Genomic DNA, 19,975 nt, shown 5'->3' on the forward strand with positions numbered 1-19,975 from the left:
CGGCTATCCCTTCAGCGCGGCAGGAAACACTTCTGCCAGCCAGGCGATAAACACTCTCAGTCGATGTGTCAGATGCCGGTTCTGCGGATAAACCACATGAAACGGATAAGCGTCAGGTCGCCAGTCACTCAGAATTTCAGTTAACGCCCCCGCCTGTAAATGCCTTTTTGCCGAATACTGAAACGTCTGAATAATGCCTAAACCTGCCACCGCCGCCGCCAGATGAGCGTTGCTTTCATTGACCCCAAGGAAGTGCGGAATGCTTATCTCCAGCTTTTCTCCCTTTTCCCTGAAGCGAAACGGAAAGGCCCGACCGGTGACGGGAGAAAGGTAGCTAATCAGCTTATGGCCATTGCACAGTTCCCGCGGATAGGCCGGTACGCCATGAAGTTTTAAATAATCGGACGTCGCGCAGGTGATCATTTCGGCGTTGCCCAGATGACGGGCAATAAGGGAGGAGTCGTCCAGAGGGCCGCCGCGGATCACGCAGTCAACGTTACCGCTGATCAAATCCACGGGCCGGTCGGCCACGCCAAGGTCGATGCGTATTTCCGGGTAACGCTGCATAAAATCCGGGAGCAGGGGGATCAGCACGTCGCGCGCGGTTGAACCGCCCACATCCACGCGCAGATGGCCTTTCGGCGTCGCGCGGGAAACGCGAAACGACGTATCGATATCTTCAATATCAATCAGCACCCTGAGCGCTTTTTCATAGTACCCGGCACCTTCCGGTGTGGTGACTACCCGTCGTGTCGTGCGGTGTAAAAGCCGGATCTCCAGGTGCGCTTCGAGCGATTTCACCAGCTTGCTCAGGGTGGCGATAGGCATATTCAGAGAATCAGCCGCACGCGTAAAACTTCCGGTTTCCACCACCCGCGTAAATGCGCGCATTGCCATGAGCTGGTCCATTCGTACTCCGGATTATTTCCACCTGTGAATAGTGATTTTCATTTTTGCCCGTTTTTCATTAATCCTGCAACCGATAGAGTTTATTCAACGCAAGCGAAAACCTCTTCAACCGTTTTTGCGGGCATCCTGAAAACATGATTAAAGGTGAATAGTATGAATACGTCTCTCGCAGGTAAAATTGCCCTGGTTACGGGCGGTAGCACAGGTATCGGTCTCGCCACCGCGCAGGAACTGGCGGCCCAGGGCGCGAAGGTTTATATCACCGGACGTCGTCAGGCGGAGCTGGACGCTGCCGTTGCACAAATTGCCACCGCGGCGGTCGGCATCCGTGCGGACGTCTCTCAACTTTCCGACCTCGATAAAGTCTATGCGCAGATTGCAAAAGACGAAGGGCGTCTGGATATTCTGTTCGCCAATGCGGGTGGTGGCGACATGCTGCCGTTAGGCGCTATCACTGAAGAGCAGTTTGACCGCATCTTTGCAACCAACGTTCGCGGTGTACTGTTCACCGTGCAAAAAGCGTTACCGCTGTTATCAGCCGGATCGTCGATCATTCTGACCGGATCCACGGTGTCCATTAAAGGAACCGCAAACTTTAGCGTATACAGCGCCAGTAAAGCCGCCGTGCGCAACTTTGCCCGTTCGTGGGCGCTGGATTTGCAGGGGCGCGGAATTCGCGTCAACGTGGTGAGCCCGGGGCCCATTAAAACCCCAGGGCTGGGTGACCTGGTGCCAGAAGAACATCGTCAGGGGCTATATGACGCGCTGGCCGCCCAGGTGCCGCTGGGGCGCTTAGGGGCGCCAGGGGAAGTGGGTAAAGCGGTGGCGTTTCTGGCCTCAGATGCAGCAAGCTTTATCAACGCCACCGAACTGTTTGTCGACGGTGGAATGGCGCAAATTTAAACGTGAAACAGCGCCACCCTGCGTGGCTACTCGCTCAGATTGCGCCAGCAACGCACGCTACAGCCCTCAACTGAAGGCTGTAGCGACTGCGGACGCTCGCACCCTTGCGCTGCCTGCGGACAGCGGTCCCGGAAAAAACAGCCGGTGGGAAGGTGACGATTGCCAGGAAGCTCTGTTTTACGCAGCGCCAGGTTTTCATCCAGCGGTTCACCGGTTCTGGGGACGGAATCAAGCAGCAGCCGGGTATAGGGATGGCGCGGCCTGACAAGCACCTGATCGGTGGTTCCCAGTTCCACGATCTGGCCCAGATACATCACAGCCACACGATCGCTCATGTGTCTGACTACCGAGACGTTATGTGAGATCAACACATAGGTGAGGTTCCGTTCCTGCTGCAGTTTTACCAGCAGGTTGAGGATTTGCGCCTGCACGGAAATATCCAGCGCGCTGGTGGGTTCGTCAAGCACGATGATGTCTGGATTGGACGACAGCGCCCGGGCGATAGCAATGCGCTGGCGCTGCCCGCCTGAAAAGGCATGCGGTAGCCGGTCAAGGTATTCCGCACGAATACCCACCTGCATCGCCAGCGTCTCTGCCAGCTGGCGCCGTTCACGTTCACTGCTGCGTTTTTGCACCCACACCGGCTCGGTGATGATGCGCCACACCGGTAAACGCGGGTCGAGGGAGGAGAGCGGGTCCTGAAAAACCATCTGCATGCCGCCCGCGTGATGCGTCCGCTGATAGTCGCCGGTGCTGGGCCTGAGCATGCCCATCAATAGCTGTGCCAGCGTGCTTTTCCCGCAGCCGGATTCCCCAACAATGCCCAGCGTTTCGCCGCGACGGATCTGCAGGTCCAGCCCATTGAGGGCATGCACCTGTTCCGTGACGCGGCCCAGCCAGTTTTTGCGCGCGGGAAAGTTGACATGCACGCTATCCAGTTCAAGCAAAATGTCAGACATGGTGTTTCTCCCGTTGCGGGTACCAGCAGGCAGCCATCTGGCCCTCTGCACCATTAGGAAGCAAGCGCGGTGCCTCACCGCATTTCGTCCCGGCGGCAAAGCAGCGCTCGCGGAACGCGCAGCCTTGTGGAAGCTTGCTGAGATTAGGCACCGTGCCGGGAATGGCCGGAAGCAACTCGCGCGGCGCACCGTTTTCAGGTGCACATTGCAACAGACCGATGGAGTAGGGATGAACGGGATGGTGGATCAGCGTTTGCGTGGCACCGCTCTCAATTACGCTTCCCGCGTACATCACATACATCCGGTCACAGAGCTGGGAAACCACGGCCATATCGTGGCTGATAAACAGCACCGAGGTTCCGCTGGCCCGCGCCTTGTGCTTCAGCAGACGCAGTACCTGCAGCTGCACGGTTACATCCAGCGCCGTGGTCGGCTCGTCGGCGATGATAAGTTCAGGCTCGCAGGAGAAGGCAAGGGCGATCATCACTCGCTGACGCATGCCGCCGGACAGTTCAAACGGATAACGCGCCATCACCGCTTTTGCGTCCGGGATTTGCATCTCCTCCAGCAGGGCAATCGCTTTTTGCTGCGCCGCGCGACGGTCGAGCGGCTGATGCTGGCGGATCACCTCCACCATTTGCTTACCAATCCGCCGCGTTGGGTTCAGGGCGGTCATGGGCTCCTGAAAAATCATCGCCACTTTTGCCCCGCGCCACTGGCGAAGCTGTTTTTCCGATGCGGTCAGAACATCTTCTCCCAGCAATGTCACCTGACCGTGATGAATTCGGTAGCTGCCTTCCGGCAACAGGCGCATGGCGAGCATGGCGGTAACCGACTTCCCCGACCCCGACTCGCCCACTACGCCGACAATCTCACCCCGTTTAATCTCCAGCGAGACGTGGTTCAGCGCATGAACCTCACCGCGGTATATCGGGAAACTCAGATGTAAATCCTCGATGGTTAAAACCGAGTCGGTCATGACTGTTTCCCTCCTGATTTCGGATCCAGCAGGTCGCGGATGCCGTCACCAAAAAGATTAAAGCCCACGGCGGTAATCAAAATGGCCGCGCCAGGAAAAGCGCAATACCACCACTGGTCAAGTACATAGTTGCGCCCTACGGCAACCATCGCGCCCCATTCGGCGGTGGGTTGCTGTGCGCCCAGACCGATAAAGCCCAGCGTGGCGGCCATCAGAATGGCGCTGCCAATATCCAGCGAAGCCTGCACAATCAGCGGCGGGAGGGCGTTGCGCAGAATATGCCAGCTGATTAAATGCCAGCGTGATGCGCCGAAGGTGCGGGCCGCCTGAACATAGGTAAACTGGCGCACGACAAGGGTTTGCCCGCGTGCCAGACGCACGTAAAACGGAATACGTACAATCGCGATGGCGAGCATTGCGTTAAACAGGCTCGGCCCCAGCGCCGCCGCCAGCGCCATGGTCAGCACCAGCGAGGGAATGGAGAGCATCACGTCCATAATGCGCATAATAATGGCGTCGCCGCGCCCGCCCAGCACACCAGACAAACAGCCCAGCAGCGAGCCAATACCGCCCGCAATCACCACGACGGCCAGCCCCGCGCTGATCGACTGCTGGCTGCCGGCGAGCACCCGGCTGAACAGATCGCGGCCGACCTCATCGGTGCCAAACCAGTGTTCGGCAGACGGAGCCTGCAGACGCGCGGTCAAATCCAGCGCATTGGGGTCATGCGGCACAATCCACGGTGATGTCACCATCAGCAGGAGCATCAGGATCATGATCGCGGCGCCAATCAGCGTGAGGGGGCTTTTACGCAGCATCCAGAACAGTTTTGCCCAGTTGATGCCTGCTTTCGCTGTTTTAACCGGGACGGGCGTTTCCTGAGTCAACATCATTCGGCACCTCCGCGTCCGATTCGCGGGTCAACCCACAGATAGAGCAGATCGACCACCAGATTAACCAGCACATAGGCCAGTGAGACCACTACCGCGAAGCCCATGACGGCAGGGAAATCGAGTGCCTGAATAGAGGTGACGACCCAGGCGCCCATTCCCGGCCAGGCAAAGACGGTTTCGGTGAGGACTGCGCCATACAGCAGATCGCCAAGTGCCAGTCCAAGCACGGTAATCGACGGGATCATCGCATTGGGCAGGGCATAGCGCAGCACGATGTACCAGCCGGGCAATCCGCTGGCGCGTGCGGTTCGTATGTAATCTTCACTGAGCTGCTCCAGCATGGCCGAGCGGACCTGACGCGCTACAATGCCAAGATGAACAAATGCCAGCGTCATTGAAGGTAAAATCAGATGCTGCAGGGCATTGAAAAAGACCTCCCCGTTGCCTTCCAGCAGCGCATCCACCAGATAAAAGCCAGTAACGCGCGTCGGTGGATCGAGCCAGTCGTCAAGCCTTCCGCCGCCCGGCAGAAGTTGCAGATGCCCGTAGAAGAGGACAATCACCCCCAACCCAAGCCAGAATGCGGGCGTTGAAATGCCCGTCATCGCCATTAACCGCACCAGATGATCCAGCCAGCGGTCACGGTAGACCGCCGATAAAATCCCCAGCGGCACGCCGATAACCAGCGCCAGCAGCAGGGAACAAAAAGCCAGCTCCAGGGTGGCCGGGAAAAAGGCTTTCAAATCTTCCGCGACCGGACGTCCGGTGCGGATAGAGGTGCCTAAATCGCCATGGGCCAGCGCATCCACATAGCGACCAAACTGGATATACAGCGGTTGATCCAGCCCCAGCTGCTGGCGGATGCCTTGCACAATGTCGTCGCTGGCGCGGTCTCCGGCCAGCAGGCGGGCCGGATCGCCGGGGATCAGGTGTGAAATAATAAAGGTGATGATACAGACACCGGCCACCACCAGGATTAACCCCCAGCAGCGCTGGCGCACAATGCTCCAGAACGTCATACACTTTCCCCCGGCGAGAACCGTTATTTACTCATGGTGGCAATGTTAAAGACCTGCTCCAGCATTGGATTAAAGGTGAAGCCTTTCACCTCTTTGTTCATCGCCAGCTGGTAGTTCTTCTGGAACAGATACACGTAGGCCGCCTCGTCGATCACCACCTTCTGCGCCTGCTGATAATCGTGGGTACGCTCCGCCTGATCGGTGGTTTTCAGGGCCGCCTTCAGCAGGGTGTCGACCTCTTTGTTCTCGTAAAACGAGCGGTTACCCGGCAACCCTTTTTTGTCCGACTCAAACCAGTAGTTCATGAACATGTACGGGTCGGCAAAGTCCGGGCTCCAGTTGCCAATAGCGATGTCATAGTCACCTTTCCCGACACGATCGCGCATGGTGGCGTTAGCCAGTTTTTCCAGCATCACGTTGATGCCGATCTTGCCGAGGCTCGCCTGCGTGGACAGGGCGATCGGCTCCCAGTTGGGGTCGTTGTCTGAATAGAGGAATGTCAGGCTTGTCGGCTTGTCTTTGACTTTCTCCAGCGCGGCTTTGGCTTTGGCCTCGTCAAAGCTGTACTGCATTGCCGTGGCGTCAAACCCCCACATGCCGTCCGGTATCGGGCCGCGCATCTGTTTACCATTGCCGCTCAGGATGCCTTTCACCATCCCCTGATAATCTGTTGCCCAGGAGACGGCCCGACGTAAATCCACCTGATTGAGCGGGGCTTTGCTGTTATTCAGATAAAGATAGGTCACGCGCAGGGACGGATATTCCGCCACCGCCACTTTGCCTTCTTGCTTAAGGGCTGAAAGCTGATCGACGGGCAGTGAATCGGCGATATCCAGATCGCCACGGGAAAGCTGCAGGCGGCGTGAAGCGCTTTCACCAATAATTTTCACCGAAACGCGCTTGAAGTGCGGCTTCTCACCCGCCCAGTGTGGGTTCGGAACGAGCACCAGCTGCTGACCTTTCTGCCAGCTTTTCAGCATGAATGGTCCGGACCCGGCGGTGTTTTGCGCTAAATAACCGCGTGCATCATCGGCAGCGTTCGCTTTTAACACCGCCGGGTTAACGATCGACGCACCGTCGTTGGCCAGGGTGTAGAGGAACGGGGCAAACGGCTGGCTGAGGGTGAATTTCACCGTGTGCGGATCGACCGCATCAATTTTGAGATCTTTCGGGAACGCTTCAGACGGCCCCTGGCTAAGCTTCAGCAGACGTTCAAAGGAGAGTTTTACCGCCTCGGCAGTAACCGGCGTGCCATCGGCGAATTTCGCGTTATCGGTAAGGGTAAAGGTCCACTCTTTCTGATCCGCTGACGCCTTCCAGCCCGTTGACAGGTCGCCCTCCACCTCGGTGGAGCCTGGCTTGTACTTCACCAGACGCTGATAGGCGGGGTAGGTCACCGTCCAGTCGTTGTTATCAATGGTCACCGCCGGGTCGAGCGTTTGCGGGTCGGCCGCTTTCCCGATCACCAGCATATCTTTCGGGACGGCAGCCAGCGCAACCGGGGCGCTGAGTGCCAGCGAGGCGGCGATCAGGGTAGTAAGAAGCGTTGTTTTCATGGCAGTGCTCCAGTTTTAAAGAGGGGTGTGCGTCAACGGGAAACAGGCAAAACGATCGTCAAGCAGGGGATAGCTGGCCGCGTTCGGCAGCTCGAAGTGCCACCATTCGCTGCTGATCCCCACAAAGCCGCCACCGGACATGATGGCGTTAAGCAGCAGGCGATTGCGCTGCGCGTGCGGCGGCACGGACGGGTGCCAGGCGTGCGAGCGATCGTGCATTTCGTCAAAACCGGCCCCCATATCCAGCACGGTGTTCTGTTCGTCCATCAGCGTAACGTCGATGGCCGTCCCGCGGCTGTGGTTGGAACCAATCGCCACATCAACCACGTATTCCGGGTTCGGGCAGGCATCCCACAACTGAGCCTGCGCTTCCTGCGGGCGATAAGCGTCGTAGACCACCAGCTTCAGCCCGGCCAGTGCGGCGATGCTGATGGCTTTCGCCAGCGCGGTGGCCGCATCGGTATGCAGCAGGCACAGCGCCTCCTGATAAATCGGACGGCCCGTGATGTTGTCGGCTGTGGCGTATTTCAGATCGATATGCAGCGCAGGGAAGGTCTTCGCCACATCAATCAGTTCACTCTCTGGGGGCATAGCTCCGCTCCTTTAGCGTTCGAATTGACCAAACTCTTGTTGTAATTGCCGGTTTACCGCCAGCCGCGGTGGAAGGGCATCACCCAGCGCTTCCACGACACCTGACAACAGCAGGTTGAACAGACAGCTCACAGGTGCCAGCGAATCCCAGAAATGGCCGGTTTCGGTTTTCACCTGCAGTAAATCAAGCGGGTAATCCCGCGCCCACGGGCACCAGATATCGGTGATCAGGGCCAGCGAAATACCTTTTTCGCTCGCGACCCGACAGTACTGCCGCGCAATGGTGGAATAGGTGCGGGTATCGGTCAGCACCACGTAGGGGTGGGCGAAACCGGAGTTCAGGGATTCAACCCAGCTGCCGGACGCGCCTTCGGCATAGCTGACGCGCGGGCGAAGGTACTCAAGATGACTGAAGAAGGCGTTGGCTATCCCGCGTGTCGACTGGATCCCCAGCACAAAAACCGCATCGGCGTGGGCAAGCTGATGAACCACCTGGCGGAATGCGTCGGTGTGCGCCAGCTGATAAACCTGGGTGATGGCATCCACCTCCAGCGACAGAGAGTGCTGAAGGCGGTTGGGCAGAGGGGACTGCTGCTGCCAGGAGTCCAGCCGCTCGTTCATACCCCAGGGCTGATGCGGGTCGCGCAGGCTCTTTTTGGCATCTTCCAGATTGCGGTAGCCGAGTTTTCGCAGAAAGCGTCCCACGGTAATGCCGCTGGTGCCGGTCGCCAGACCCACGCTTTCAGCCGTTTCAAACGGGATCTGTGCGGCATGCGCCAGCAGCCAGCTTGCCACCCGCTTCTCGCTGGGGGTCAGTTGGCTGAACGTGGCTTCAATACGGCTCAACACCTCGGGTTTCGTCGTCATACCGCCTCGCTGTTAACAGGCTGTCAGTCATCAGGTTTGTGTTATTTGATTAACAATGCATGACGCGTGCCATGTCCACAGAGCGACGGGACGCCGCTGTGCTGCAAACTTCATGCAATATTTAGTTAACCAATGATCAACATTTGTGCAGCGTAGTTCACTTTTGGTGCACTGGCTGAGCGGGGAGGTATGAATTTCGTGAATACGTCAGCGTCTTCACATTTTTGATAAGATAGAGGCAACGTAAATATGAAAGGGATCCCGGCATGGCGAACTTGCCCTGGCGTATCAGCGTGCGCCTGATGGCGCTCGCAAAGAAAATGGCGATGATCGCAGGAGTGGTACTGATCGTCCTGCTCGCGGTTCGGGTTTATCTCTCGCAGCAGGGGCCGGAACTGCATCTCTGGCATACCTGGCGGGCAGATGAGATGTCCGTTCGCGAGATCGATAAGGCGAATTTTGCCCAGTATGTCGTCCGGGAAAACGCCATTTTCACCGGTCTGGATAACGCGGTAACGCGCAAAACCCAGGGTGAGGAGCGCACGCCGTTAAACCGCTACTACCGTCAGAGCCTGGTTTGGCCCGGTAAATTTGCACCCGATGCCAACCGCTCCTTGGTGCTGATGCCTGCCGGAACGCCACGCGGCGCGGTGGTGTTGCTGCACGGGCTAACAGATTCGCCTTACAGTGTCCGGCATCTTGCCCGTGATTATCAGCAGCACGGTTTTGTGGCGGTGGTCCCACGCCTGCCCGGGCACGGCACCGCGCCCGGCGCGCTGACCGACGTTGACTGGGAAAGGTGGCTGGCGGCGACGCGCCTTGCTGTGCGTGAAGCCACGCGGCTGGCGGGAGACAACGTTCCCCTGCATCTGGTGGGTTATTCCAACGGTGGGGCGCTGGCGATGAAATATGCCCTTGATGCGCTGGACACGCCTGCGCTTCGCAAACCGCAACAGCTCATCCTGCTCTCGCCAATGATTGGCGTCACGGCGTTCGCCCGGTTTGCAGGATTGGCCGGATTGCCGGCGATGTTACCGCCGTTTGCCAAAGCGGCATGGTTAAACATCTCGCCGGAATATAACCCGTATAAATACAACTCCTTCCCGGTCAATGCGGCGCGCCAGTCATGGCTCTTGACCCAGGCCCTGCAGGAGCAGATGGGGCGGGATGCCCGGGAGCACAGACTGGACCAGCTGCCACCGGTACTCGCATTCCAGTCGGTAATGGATTCAACGGTCAGCACCCGCGCCGTGGTCACCGGCTTATTTGACCAGCTTCCGGCGAACGGCAGCGAGCTGGTTGTATTTGATATCAATCAGGCCGCCAGCTTCCGTCCTCTCTTTAAACCGTCGTCGTGGGCGGCGACCTCTGAGTTACTGCCTGTGGCGAAAAGGCGTTACGGTGTCACGATTATTACCAATGCCAGCGCGGACAGTTTCGCCGCGGTGGCGAAAATAACCCCGGCGGGAGGCACCGATGAGACCGCGGTACCGCTGGCGATGTCCTGGCCGCAGGAGGTCTATTCACTGTCGCATGTCGCCGTGCCGTTCCCGCCTGATGACGATCTCTATGGCCGACATCCTGCGGAGAAAAACCGCTATGGCATTAGCCTCGGCACGATTGCGCTGTGGGGGGAAACCTCCGTGCTGAGCGTAGGCAAAGACGCGTTAATGCGGGTGACGTCGAACCCGTTTTATGCCTACATGCAGGAGAGGATTGACAAACGCATCGGGGATGAGAAAAAGTAGCCTCTCCCGCAAGGGGTTAATCTGTTAGGTCGCGCAGATGAAGTATGTTAAACAGTAATGTCCAACGCATACCTCTTATCGGAACACGTTTTTGTGCTGACTACTCTTATTTACCGCAGCCAGTTGAATTTATCCTGCCGATCCGCCGAACTCCAGGCGCTGGTTGAACAGGCCAGGACGCGCAATGCCGGGTTGAATATTACCGGCGTTCTTCTTTCAAAAGGAGATGATGTCCTGCAACTCCTCGAAGGCTCGGAAGAGAGTGTGGTAAGGCTGTTTCAGAAGATCCGTGAGGATAAGCGGCACAGCGGCGTGGTTGAGCTTATGCGGGATTACGGCCCCCGCAGACGTTTTGAGAATGTCGGTATGCTGCTGTTTGACCTGCAGAACCAGTCGCCGAAAGACGTTCTGCAGTCGGTACTGCACTACAGCAAACTGGACAGTTATCTGACATCTGATGATCGGGTGTTCAAATTTATTCAGACGTTTATTACCGGCAAACGTCCGGCCCCGTCGGGGGCGCGTTTTGCCCCGGAGAAATGGACGCTCTCGCCTGAGAAATCGCCGTTTGGCGAGAGTCTGGGTCTGCTGGACAAACAAACCTGCCAGTTCGCCCTCCAGCCCATCGTCGAACCGCTGGAAGGGAAAATCAGTTCACTTGAAGCCCTTATCCGCGGTAATGACGGGGGAAGCCCGGAGCATTTTTTCAGCCGCCTTGATCAGGATAAAATCTATGAAGTCGATCTCCAGACCAAGGCCTGGGCTTTTGCGCTGGCCGATAAACTGGGGATCGGGAGCCATAAAATCGCGGTAAATCTTCTCCCGATGTCGCTGGTGAAAGTGCCTGGCGCCGTGGAGTTTCTGGTTGAACAGATTAAACAACATGGGCTTCAGCCGGAGCAGGTGGTCATTGAAGTGACCGAAAACGAGATGATTTCCGGGTTCAACAAGTTCAATAGCGCCATTAAACACCTGCGTGCTGAAGGTATTGGCCTGGCGATCGATGATTTCGGTTCCGGTTACGCCGGGCTTTCATTGCTGACCCGATTCCAGCCGGATAAAATTAAAATTGACCGCGAAATTGTCAGCAATATTCATCTCAGTGGGCCAAAACAGGCGATTGTGCGCTCGATAGTCAGCTGCTGCACCGACCTTGAAATCACCCTGGTGGCGGAAGGCATCGAGAAGCTGGAAGAGTGGTGCTGGCTTGAATCTGCCGGGATCCGACGTTTTCAGGGCTTTCTGTTTGCCCGTCCAGCGCTGAATGGCGTAGGCGATATTAGCTGGCCACACCTGGTGCGTTAAGCCAATTTTCCTTCCGTATTATTTCCCCTTCGTCCTGCCTGTGCTTAAATAGCTAAAACGGTTTAACATTGTTTAGCTGAGAGGATCACATGCAAAAAATCTGGGTACTTGGCGATGCGGTAGTGGATTTATTACCGGAGGGAGAAGGCCGGTTGCTGCAATGCCCCGGCGGCGCGCCGGCGAACGTAGCGGTCGGTATTGCCCGTCTGGGCGGGAAAAGCGCCTTTATCGGCAGGGTCGGCGACGATCCTTTCGGTCGCTTTATGCATAAAACGCTGGCTGACGAGGAGGTTGACGTAAACTGGATGCGCCTCGACCCGGCACACCGCACGTCAACCGTGGTCGTGGATCTGGACGAACAGGGCGAACGTTCGTTCACCTTTATGGTTCGCCCGAGCGCCGATCTGTTTCTGGCGTCAGCCGACCTGCCGCCCTTTAGCGCAGGAGAGTGGCTGCATGTCTGTTCCATTGCCCTGAGCGCTGAGCCGAGCCGTTCTGCAACGTTTCAGGCCATGAACGCGGTCAGGGAAGCGGGGGGTTATGTCAGTTTCGACCCCAATATCCGCCCGGATCTCTGGCCGGATGAGGACGACCTGCGCCGCTGTCTTGAACAGGCGCTGCAATGCGCTGACGTCGTCAAACTCTCCGTCGAAGAACTGGCTTTTTTAACCGCTGACCTTGGGGTCACGAAAGGGCTGACCGCGCTGATGCGCCGCTGTCCGGCCCGGCTGGTGCTGGTCACTCAGGGCAAAGACGGGGTCATCGCCTGGCATGACGGAACGGTAAAGCATTATCCGGCAACCCCCGTTGAATGCGTGGACACCACGGGCGCAGGTGATGCCTTCGTGGCGGGACTGCTTTATGGACTGGCTTTCGCTGGGAGTATCGACAGCCACGATCTTCCACGCGTGATCGCATTAGCCCAGCGCTGCGGCGCGTTAGCCACCACGGCTAAAGGGGCGATGACCGCGCTGCCTTATCACCCGCAACTGTAATTCCTCCCGCAACGGGCCGTCTGTCGGCGGCCTGAATTGTCGCCTCGATCACACTTACTAAATCGGTTTAGCAAAAAAGATTGCCGATCCAAAATTGGCAGGTTTAGTATCATCAACCTAAACCGGTTTAGCAATTTAGCACTTTCAATGACTTCTTTTAGGGATGCGACAAAATGTATAAAAAACGCAGACTTGCCGTGATGATAGGCATGCTGGCCGGGAGTACCTCTGTTTTTGCCCAAACGGATATGACGAATATCGAAGCGCGTCTTGCTGCTCTGGAGCAGCGTCTTCAGGCTGCGGAAACCCGCGCGCAGGTTGCAGAGAAACGCGCCACCGACGCAGAACAAAAAACGCAGCAGTTGGTGACTGCCCAGCAGCAGGCGCAAACAACAACCCAGCAAGTGGCGCAGCGTACCGCCGCCCTGGAGAAGAAAGCCGATCAGAGCAGTGGGTTTGAGTTTCATGGCTATGCCCGTTCTGGCCTGCTGATGAACGATGCGGCGTCGAGCAGTAAAAGCGGCCCTTATCTGACGCCAGCCGGGGAAACCGGTGGTGCGGTCGGGCGTCTGGGGAATGAAGCCGATACCTACGTTGAGCTGAATGTGGAACACAAACAGACCCTGGATAACGGGGCGACCACGCGCTTCAAGGCTATGCTGGCGGATGGTCAGAAAACCTATAACGACTGGTCCGCTGACACCAGCGATCTCAATATTCGTCAGGCGTTTGCTGAACTGGGCAATCTGCCTGATTTTACCGGCGCGCTGAAGGGCAGTACCTTCTGGGCCGGTAAACGCTTTGACCGGGATAACTTTGATATTCACTGGCTGGACTCCGATGTGGTGTTCCTGGCCGGTACCGGTGGTGGCGTGTATGACGTGAAATGGAATGAATCGCTGCGCAGCAACTTCTCTCTTTACGGGCGTAACTTCGGCAGCGAAGAGCAAATCGACAATAACGTTCAAAACTACATCCTGAGCATGAACCACTTCGCCGGGCCGTTCCAGCTGATGGTGAGCGGCCTGCGGGCAAAAGACAACGACGACCGCAAAGACAGCAATGGCGATCTGATAAAAACCGACGCCGCCAACAATGGCGTCCATGCCCTGGTCGGATTGCACAATGAAAGTTTCTACGGCCTGCGCGAAGGTTCTGCCAAAACGGCGCTGCTGTACGGCCACGGGCTGGGGGCAGAGGTGAAGAGCATCGGTTCCGATGGCGCATTGCTGTCTGAAGCCGATACCTGGCGCTTTGCAAGTTACGGTGTCACGCCTCTTGGTGGCGGCTGGCATATCGCGCCTGCCGTTCTGGCCCAGAGTAGTAAAGACCGCTATGTCAAAGGCGACAGCTATGAGTGGGTCACGCTCAATACCCGCCTGATTAAAGAGGTCACGCAGAATTTCGCCCTGGCGTTTGAGGGCAGCTATCAGTACATGGATTTAAACCCGGAAGGGTATAAAGACCGAAACGCCGTCAACGGAAGTTTCTACAAACTGACCTTTGCCCCAACGTTAAAAGCGGGCAAGATCGGCGATTTCTTCAGCCGTCCTGAGTTGCGTCTGTTCGCCACCTGGATGGACTGGAGCAGCAAACTGGATAATTACGCCAGCGATGATGCCTTTGGCAGCAGCGGTTTCAACGCCGGCGGGGAATGGAACTTTGGGGTACAGATGGAAACCTGGTTTTAACCTTTTACGCTCCCGCAGTGCGGGAGCGTTTTTCACATCATAAAAATACAGTCAGGCAGAGGTATCTATGGATTTTGATAATATCGCCCGCGCGCTCATTCCGCTGCTCGGTGGCAAAGAGAACATCGCCAGTGCGGCGCACTGCGCAACGCGTCTTCGACTGGTGCTGGTCGACGACACGCTTGCCGACCAGCAGGCCATCGGCAAGGTTGACGGAGTTAAAGGCTGTTTTCGCAACGCCGGGCAGATGCAGGTGATTTTTGGTACGGGGGTGGTTAACAAGGTCTACGCCGCGTTTATCCAGGCGGCAGGGATTAGCGAATCCAGCAAGTCCGAAGCGGCCGACATGGCGGCACGCAAGCTGAACCCGTTCCAGCGCATTGCCCGACTGCTCTCAAACATCTTTGTGCCGATCATTCCTGCGATTGTGGCCTCCGGTTTACTGATGGGCCTGCTCGGGATGGTCAAAACCTACGGCTGGGTCAATGCCGATAACGCGCTCTATATCATGCTGGATATGTGCAGTTCAGCGGCGTTTATCATTCTGCCGATCCTGATTGGCTTCACGGCCGCGCGTGAATTTGGCGGTAACCCTTATCTGGGGGCGACCCTCGGCGGCATTCTGACGCACCCGGCGTTGACTAACGCCTGGGGCGTGGCGTCTGGCTTCCACACCATGAACTTCTTCGGTCTTGAGATTGCCATGATTGGCTATCAGGGAACGGTGTTCCCGGTGCTGCTGGCCGTCTGGTTTATGAGTATCGTGGAGAAAAACCTGCGCCGTATTATTCCGGATGCGTTAGATCTGATCCTGACGCCGTTCCTCACCGTTATTCTCTCCGGCTTTATTGCCTTGCTGATCATTGGCCCGGCCGGGCGTGCGTTAGGGGATGGCATTTCCTTTGTTCTGAGCACCCTGATCGCCCATGCGGGCTGGCTGGCCGGGCTGTTATTTGGCGGGCTTTACTCGGTTATCGTTATCACCGGTATTCACCACAGTTTCCATGCCATTGAAGCCGGGTTACTGGGGAATCCGTCGATTGGCGTTAACTTCCTGCTGCCTATCTGGGCGATGGCCAACGTGGCGCAGGGGGGAGCCTGTCTGGCGGTCTGGTTTAAAACCAAAGACGCAAAAATTAAAGCCATTACGTTACCGTCCGCGTTTTCGGCCATGCTGGGTATTACCGAAGCGGCAATATTTGGTATCAACCTGCGTTTCGTGAAACCGTTTATCGCCGCGCTGATTGGCGGTGCGGCAGGCGGGGCGTGGGTGGTCTCGGTGCATGTTTATATGACCGCCGTCGGGCTGACTGCCATCCCGGGCATGGCGATCGTGCAGGCAAGCTCGCTGCTCAACTATATTATCGGCATGGTGATTGCCTTCGGCGTGGCGTTTACCGTCTCGCTGCTGCTGAAATATAAAACGGATTCTGAATAATGACGTTACCTTCCCGCTGGCCTGCAATCCTGCAGGCTGTCATGAAAGGCCAGCCGCGTGCGTACGCCGACAGCCATTATCCGCAATGGCATCCGGCACCGGTGACGGGACTGATGAACGATCCTAACGGGTTTATCTGGTTTGCCGGGCGTTACCACCTGTTCTATCAGTGGAACCCGCTGGATTGCGACCATCGCTATAAGTGCTGGGGCCACTGGAGTTCCGCAGACCTGGTGCACTGGCAGCACGAACCGATGGCGCTGATGCCCGATGAGGAGTATGACCGCAACGGCTGCTATTCCGGCAGCGCCGTCGATAACAACGGTGTCCTGACGTTGTGTTATACCGGCAACGTGAAATTTGATGATGGCAGCCGCACCGCCTGGCAGTGCCTTGCCACGCAACAGGCTGACGGTACGTTCAAAAAACTCGGTCCGGTTCTTGCGCTGCCGGAAGGCTACACCGGCCACGTGCGTGACCCGAAAGTGTGGCAGCACGACGGGGTATGGTACATGGTACTGGGGGCGCAGGATCTGCAAAAACGCGGCAAGGTGCTGCTGTTCACATCTGCCGATTTGCACCACTGGGCGTCTTGCGGAGAGATTGCCGGTCATGGCGTGAACGGCCTGACCGAGGCGGGATACATGTGGGAGTGCCCGGACCTGTTTGCCCTCGACGGGACACACGTACTGATCTGCTGCCCGCAGGGGCTGGCGCGCGAACCGCATCGCTATCTCAATACCTATCCGGCCACGTGGATGAGCGGGGCGTTCGACCATACCCGCGCTTTGTTTGAACATGGCGAGTTGCACGAGCTGGACGCCGGTTTCGAGTTCTATGCTCCCCAAACCACGGTGGCGGAAGACGGACGGCGGATCCTGATTGGATGGATGGGCGTGCCGGACGGAGAAGAGATGCTTCAGCCCACACGGGCGCAGGGGTGGATCCATCAGATGACCTGCCCGCGAGAATTACACTTCCGTGAGGGCAAACTGTGGCAGACGCCGGTGCGCGAACTGCACGCACTGCGCGAAGAGGAATGTTGCTGGCAGGGTAACGCCAGCGATGCCCCGGCTCTTGATGCGACGCGCCTTGAGTTCGAGCTCACCTCATCTTCAGTAACCGTGGATTTCGCCGGTGCGTTGCGCCTTATTGTCGAGGACAGCGGGTTGCGTCTGGAACGCGCCAGCCTGAAAACCGGGGAAACATTGACCCGTTACTGGCGGGGCGACGTTCATCATTTACGCGTCCTGTGTGACAGCTCCAGCGTTGAAATTTTCATCAATCATGGCGAAGGGGTGATGAGCAGCCGCTATTTTCCTGACCATCCGGCACGGGTGCGATTCGAAGGTGGGTCCGACATCACATTACGCTACTGGTCGCTGCGCGGCTGCATGGTAGAATAGGGTTTTGGCAGCCGGATCTAAGTCGTTGTGAGAAAAACAAAACGCGTCACAATTAAAGACATCGCGGAACTGGCGGGGGTTTCAAAAGCCACCGCCAGCCTGGTACTGAACGGGCGCAGCAAAGAGCTTCGCGTGGCGGAAGAGACGCGTGAGCGCGTGCTGGCGATTGCGAAAGAGCATCATTACCAGCCCAGCATTCACGCGCGCTCGCTGCGTGATAACCGTAGCCACACCATCGGTCTGGTGGTGCCGGAGATCACTAACTACGGCTTTGCGGTGTTTTCTCACGAACTGGAGACGCTGTGCCGTGAGGCGGGCGTTCAACTGCTCATCTCCTGCAGTGATGAAAACCCGGGGCAGGAGACGGTGGTGGTTAATAACATGGTGGCGCGTCAGGTGGACGGGCTGATTGTGGCCTCCAGCATGCTCAATGATGCCGACTACCAGAAGCTGAGCGAACAGCTGCCGGTCGTCCTTTTTGACCGCCATATGAACGACAGCACATTGCCGCTGGTGATCACCGATTCCATTACCCCGACGGCGGAACTGGTGGCCGACATTGCGCGCCAGCATCCTGATGAAATTTACTTCCTTGGCGGGCAGCCGCGGCTTTCCCCGACGCGCGATCGTCTGGAAGGGTTTAAGCAAGGGCTGCAAGAGGCCAATGTGGCGCTGCGCCCGGAGTGGATCATTCACGGAAACTATCACCCGAGCTCCGGCTACGAGATGTTCGCCGAGCTGTGCGCCCGCCTGGGACGCCCGCCAAAAGCCTTGTTCACTGCCGCCTGTGGTCTGCTGGAAGGGGTATTGCGCTATATGGGGCAGCATAACCTGATGCAAAGTGATATCCGGTTAGCCAGCTTTGACGATCACTACCTTTACGACTCGCTCACCATTCCGGTTGATACCATTCGCCAGGATAACCGCCAGCTGGCGTGGCACTGCTTTGATCTGATTGGCAAACTGATCGACGGCGAAACGCCACAACCGTTACAGCGAAAACTGGATGCCACCCTGCAGCGGCGCTATAAAGCGAAAGCATAGCCCTGGCTGCTGAAGGGAAACGTTAATAACTTTAATTAATTTAAGTTTTGGATCGGCCGATAACGATAGGGAATGTTTATTCTTGAGGTATCGGTCCATGTCGTTAAAAAAATCATCCCTGATTGTCCTTTTTGCTCTGCTTTTCTTCTTTGTCGTCAGCACCATTACCAGCGTTGGCCTCATCATTAAAAGTAATAATTCCCTGGATAATGTGAACAAAGAAATCCAGGTTGTGCTGTCGATCATTGACCCCATCAACCACAGCCGTACCTTGCGTGTCAGGGTGATGGAGTACGTGAAGATGGTGGAAGCGGGGAACTCGGCTGACGAGTCAGCGAAACTTTCCGCGGTTAAAGAGGCCCTCACAAAAGCGGATCATGCCTTTGCGACGTTTATGGCGTCTCCGCGCCTGTCGGATGAAGCGCCGCTGGTGAGCGCGTATCAGGATGCCTGGCAAAACTACCGTAACCAGGGGCTGGCACCGTTGATTGACGCCGCCGCTGCGCACGATGTCGCGAAGTTTAATGCGCTTATCCCGGAGGTGTCCCGCCTCGACCGTCAGTATGAAATCGTTCTCGACCAAGTGCTTGCGGTTCACCAGAAATATGCCAAAACCCTGAACGAGGATGCGAGCAGTAATTTCATCTCCGGTCTGGCGATCATTGCGGCGATTGCTTTCCTGTTTGTAATCGTGATTGTTGCCGTCAGCCTGCTGATGAAGCGCTTTGTTTTCGCACCGGTCAACCTGGCACGCGAGCACTGCAGCCAGATTGCCGCCGGTAAACTGGACATTCCAGTACCGGTAAAAGGCACCTCCGGCAATGAAATCGATCACCTGATGGGCTCAATGGAGCAGATGCGCCAGGCGCTTCTGTCGACTATCGCCCAGGTGCGTGATGCGAGCCATACCGTCACCCACGCCGCGCAGGAAATTGCTTCCGGGAATATCGATCTGGCTTCACGCACCGAGCAGCAGGCCTCCGCGTTAACCCAGACGGCGGCCAGCATGGAAGAGCTGAGCGCGACCGTGGCGAATAACACCGATAACGTTCACCAGGCTGGAAAACTGGTGCAGGACGCGGTGAACAATGCGCACACCGGTGAGGCCGTGACCCGCGAAGTGATCGAAACGATGAATACCATCGCGGCGAACTCTAAGCGCATCGAGGACATCACCAGCGTCATCAACAGCATTGCTTTCCAGACCAACATTCTGGCGCTGAACGCCGCGGTTGAAGCAGCACGCGCCGGCACACAAGGACGCGGCTTCGCCGTGGTGGCCAGTGAAGTGCGCACCCTTGCGCAGAAAAGCGCGGTTGCCGCGAAAGACATTGAAAGCCTGATTGCCCAGTCGGTTTCCAGCGTCAAAAACGGTGCTGAACTGGTGAACCGCTCAGGCGAGGTCATTGATTCTATTATCAGCTCCGTGAATAAAGTGAATACGTTGATGGAGCAGATCTCCGTGGCTTCTGAAGAGCAGAGCCGTGGGATCAGCCAGGTCGGACAGGCGGTGACAGAGATGGATGGCGTGACCCAGCAGAACGCCGCGCTGGTTCAGCAGTCCGCCGCAGCCGCCGCTTCCCTGGAAGAGCAGGCGCAGCAGCTCTCAAGGAGTATTTCGAGCTTTAGTTTGCCGGTGCAGGCTTGATTGATAATGAGAGGCTCCTGAGGG

Annotated in this window: 17 protein-coding genes; 9 read left to right on the forward strand and 8 right to left on the reverse strand. The window is 57.2% G+C overall.

Annotated elements, in window-relative coordinates; genetic code table 11:
- Positions 1 to 3 precede the first annotated feature (3 nt).
- Positions 4 to 909: a LysR family transcriptional regulator gene (locus AM410_RS19000; RefSeq protein ID WP_108648223.1), complete on the reverse strand. Its 906-nt coding sequence runs from the start codon at positions 907 to 909 to the stop codon at positions 4 to 6.
- Positions 910 to 1,062: 153 nt separating this feature from the next.
- Between AM410_RS19000 and AM410_RS19005 the strand changes: the two genes are divergently transcribed.
- On the forward strand, positions 1,063 to 1,812 hold the full coding sequence (locus AM410_RS19005; RefSeq protein ID WP_020884087.1) for an SDR family NAD(P)-dependent oxidoreductase: 750 nt from the start codon (positions 1,063 to 1,065) through the stop codon (positions 1,810 to 1,812).
- A 26-nt stretch (positions 1,813 to 1,838) separates the two neighbouring features.
- Here the strand turns inward: AM410_RS19005 and AM410_RS19010 are convergent, their stop codons facing one another.
- From AM410_RS19010 to AM410_RS19040, 7 genes are read right to left on the reverse strand one after another with little or no spacing between them, the layout of a single operon-like run.
- The gene (locus AM410_RS19010) at positions 1,839 to 2,771 is read right to left on the reverse strand and encodes an oligopeptide/dipeptide ABC transporter ATP-binding protein (RefSeq protein WP_063156450.1); all 933 of its coding nucleotides are present in this window, start codon (positions 2,769 to 2,771) and stop codon (positions 1,839 to 1,841) included.
- Positions 2,764 to 3,750, reverse strand: coding sequence for an ABC transporter ATP-binding protein (locus AM410_RS19015; RefSeq protein ID WP_108648225.1), 987 nt, complete (start codon positions 3,748 to 3,750; stop codon positions 2,764 to 2,766). The genes AM410_RS19010 and AM410_RS19015 overlap by 8 nt, the downstream gene beginning before the upstream one ends.
- The gene (ddpC, locus tag AM410_RS19020) at positions 3,747 to 4,643 is read right to left on the reverse strand and encodes a D,D-dipeptide ABC transporter permease (RefSeq protein ID WP_020884090.1); all 897 of its coding nucleotides are present in this window, start codon (positions 4,641 to 4,643) and stop codon (positions 3,747 to 3,749) included. The genes AM410_RS19015 and ddpC overlap by 4 nt, the downstream gene beginning before the upstream one ends.
- A complete protein-coding gene (locus AM410_RS19025; protein ID WP_014170162.1) occupies positions 4,640 to 5,662 on the reverse strand; it encodes an ABC transporter permease in 1,023 nt (340 codons plus the stop codon). Before AM410_RS19025 ends, ddpC begins: the two co-directional genes overlap by 4 nt.
- A 23-nt stretch (positions 5,663 to 5,685) precedes the next feature.
- Positions 5,686 to 7,218: an ABC transporter substrate-binding protein gene (locus AM410_RS19030; RefSeq protein ID WP_108648227.1), complete on the reverse strand. Its 1,533-nt coding sequence runs from the start codon at positions 7,216 to 7,218 to the stop codon at positions 5,686 to 5,688.
- 15 nt (positions 7,219 to 7,233) lie between these two features.
- Positions 7,234 to 7,809: a D-alanyl-D-alanine dipeptidase gene (ddpX, locus tag AM410_RS19035; RefSeq protein WP_014170160.1), complete on the reverse strand. Its 576-nt coding sequence runs from the start codon at positions 7,807 to 7,809 to the stop codon at positions 7,234 to 7,236.
- A 12-nt stretch (positions 7,810 to 7,821) separates the two neighbouring features.
- Positions 7,822 to 8,676 (reverse strand): MurR/RpiR family transcriptional regulator, encoded by an 855-nt coding sequence (locus AM410_RS19040; RefSeq protein WP_014170158.1) that lies wholly within the window; start codon positions 8,674 to 8,676, stop codon positions 7,822 to 7,824.
- Between the two features lie 266 nt (positions 8,677 to 8,942).
- Here AM410_RS19040 and AM410_RS19045 point away from each other — a divergent pair, with 266 nt between their 5' ends.
- The 8 genes from AM410_RS19045 (at position 8,943) to AM410_RS19080 (ending at position 19,951) form a co-directional block, all read left to right on the forward strand.
- Positions 8,943 to 10,424, forward strand: coding sequence for an alpha/beta hydrolase (locus AM410_RS19045; RefSeq protein ID WP_108648229.1), 1,482 nt, complete (start codon positions 8,943 to 8,945; stop codon positions 10,422 to 10,424).
- A 93-nt stretch (positions 10,425 to 10,517) separates the two neighbouring features.
- A complete protein-coding gene (locus AM410_RS19050; RefSeq protein WP_040019032.1) occupies positions 10,518 to 11,729 on the forward strand; it encodes a diguanylate phosphodiesterase in 1,212 nt (403 codons plus the stop codon).
- An 89-nt stretch (positions 11,730 to 11,818) separates the two neighbouring features.
- Positions 11,819 to 12,724 carry an aminoimidazole riboside kinase gene (locus AM410_RS19055; RefSeq protein WP_108648231.1) on the forward strand — a complete coding sequence of 302 codons (906 nt, stop codon included), beginning with the start codon at positions 11,819 to 11,821 and terminating at the stop codon, positions 12,722 to 12,724.
- Positions 12,725 to 12,897: 173 nt separating this feature from the next.
- Entirely contained in the window at positions 12,898 to 14,415 is a 1,518-nt protein-coding gene (locus tag AM410_RS19060; RefSeq protein ID WP_108648233.1) for a carbohydrate porin, read from the forward strand.
- Positions 14,416 to 14,482: 67 nt separating this feature from the next.
- A complete protein-coding gene (locus tag AM410_RS19065; RefSeq protein WP_014170153.1) occupies positions 14,483 to 15,853 on the forward strand; it encodes a sucrose-specific PTS transporter subunit IIBC in 1,371 nt (456 codons plus the stop codon).
- Positions 15,853 to 17,259, forward strand: coding sequence for a sucrose-6-phosphate hydrolase (locus tag AM410_RS19070; protein ID WP_108648235.1), 1,407 nt, complete (start codon positions 15,853 to 15,855; stop codon positions 17,257 to 17,259). Before AM410_RS19065 ends, AM410_RS19070 begins: the two co-directional genes overlap by 1 nt.
- A gap of 27 nt (positions 17,260 to 17,286) precedes the next feature.
- The gene (locus AM410_RS19075) at positions 17,287 to 18,303 is read left to right on the forward strand and encodes a LacI family DNA-binding transcriptional regulator (RefSeq protein ID WP_014170151.1); all 1,017 of its coding nucleotides are present in this window, start codon (positions 17,287 to 17,289) and stop codon (positions 18,301 to 18,303) included.
- Between the two features lie 97 nt (positions 18,304 to 18,400).
- A complete protein-coding gene (locus tag AM410_RS19080) occupies positions 18,401 to 19,951 on the forward strand; it encodes a methyl-accepting chemotaxis protein (protein ID WP_108648237.1) in 1,551 nt (516 codons plus the stop codon).
- The last annotated feature ends 24 nt before the right edge of the window (positions 19,952 to 19,975 follow it).

The sequence above is a fragment of the Enterobacter cloacae complex sp. FDA-CDC-AR_0164 genome (assembly GCF_003071645.1).
In the GTDB taxonomy this organism is placed as follows: Bacteria; Pseudomonadota; Gammaproteobacteria; order Enterobacterales; family Enterobacteriaceae; genus Enterobacter; species Enterobacter ludwigii.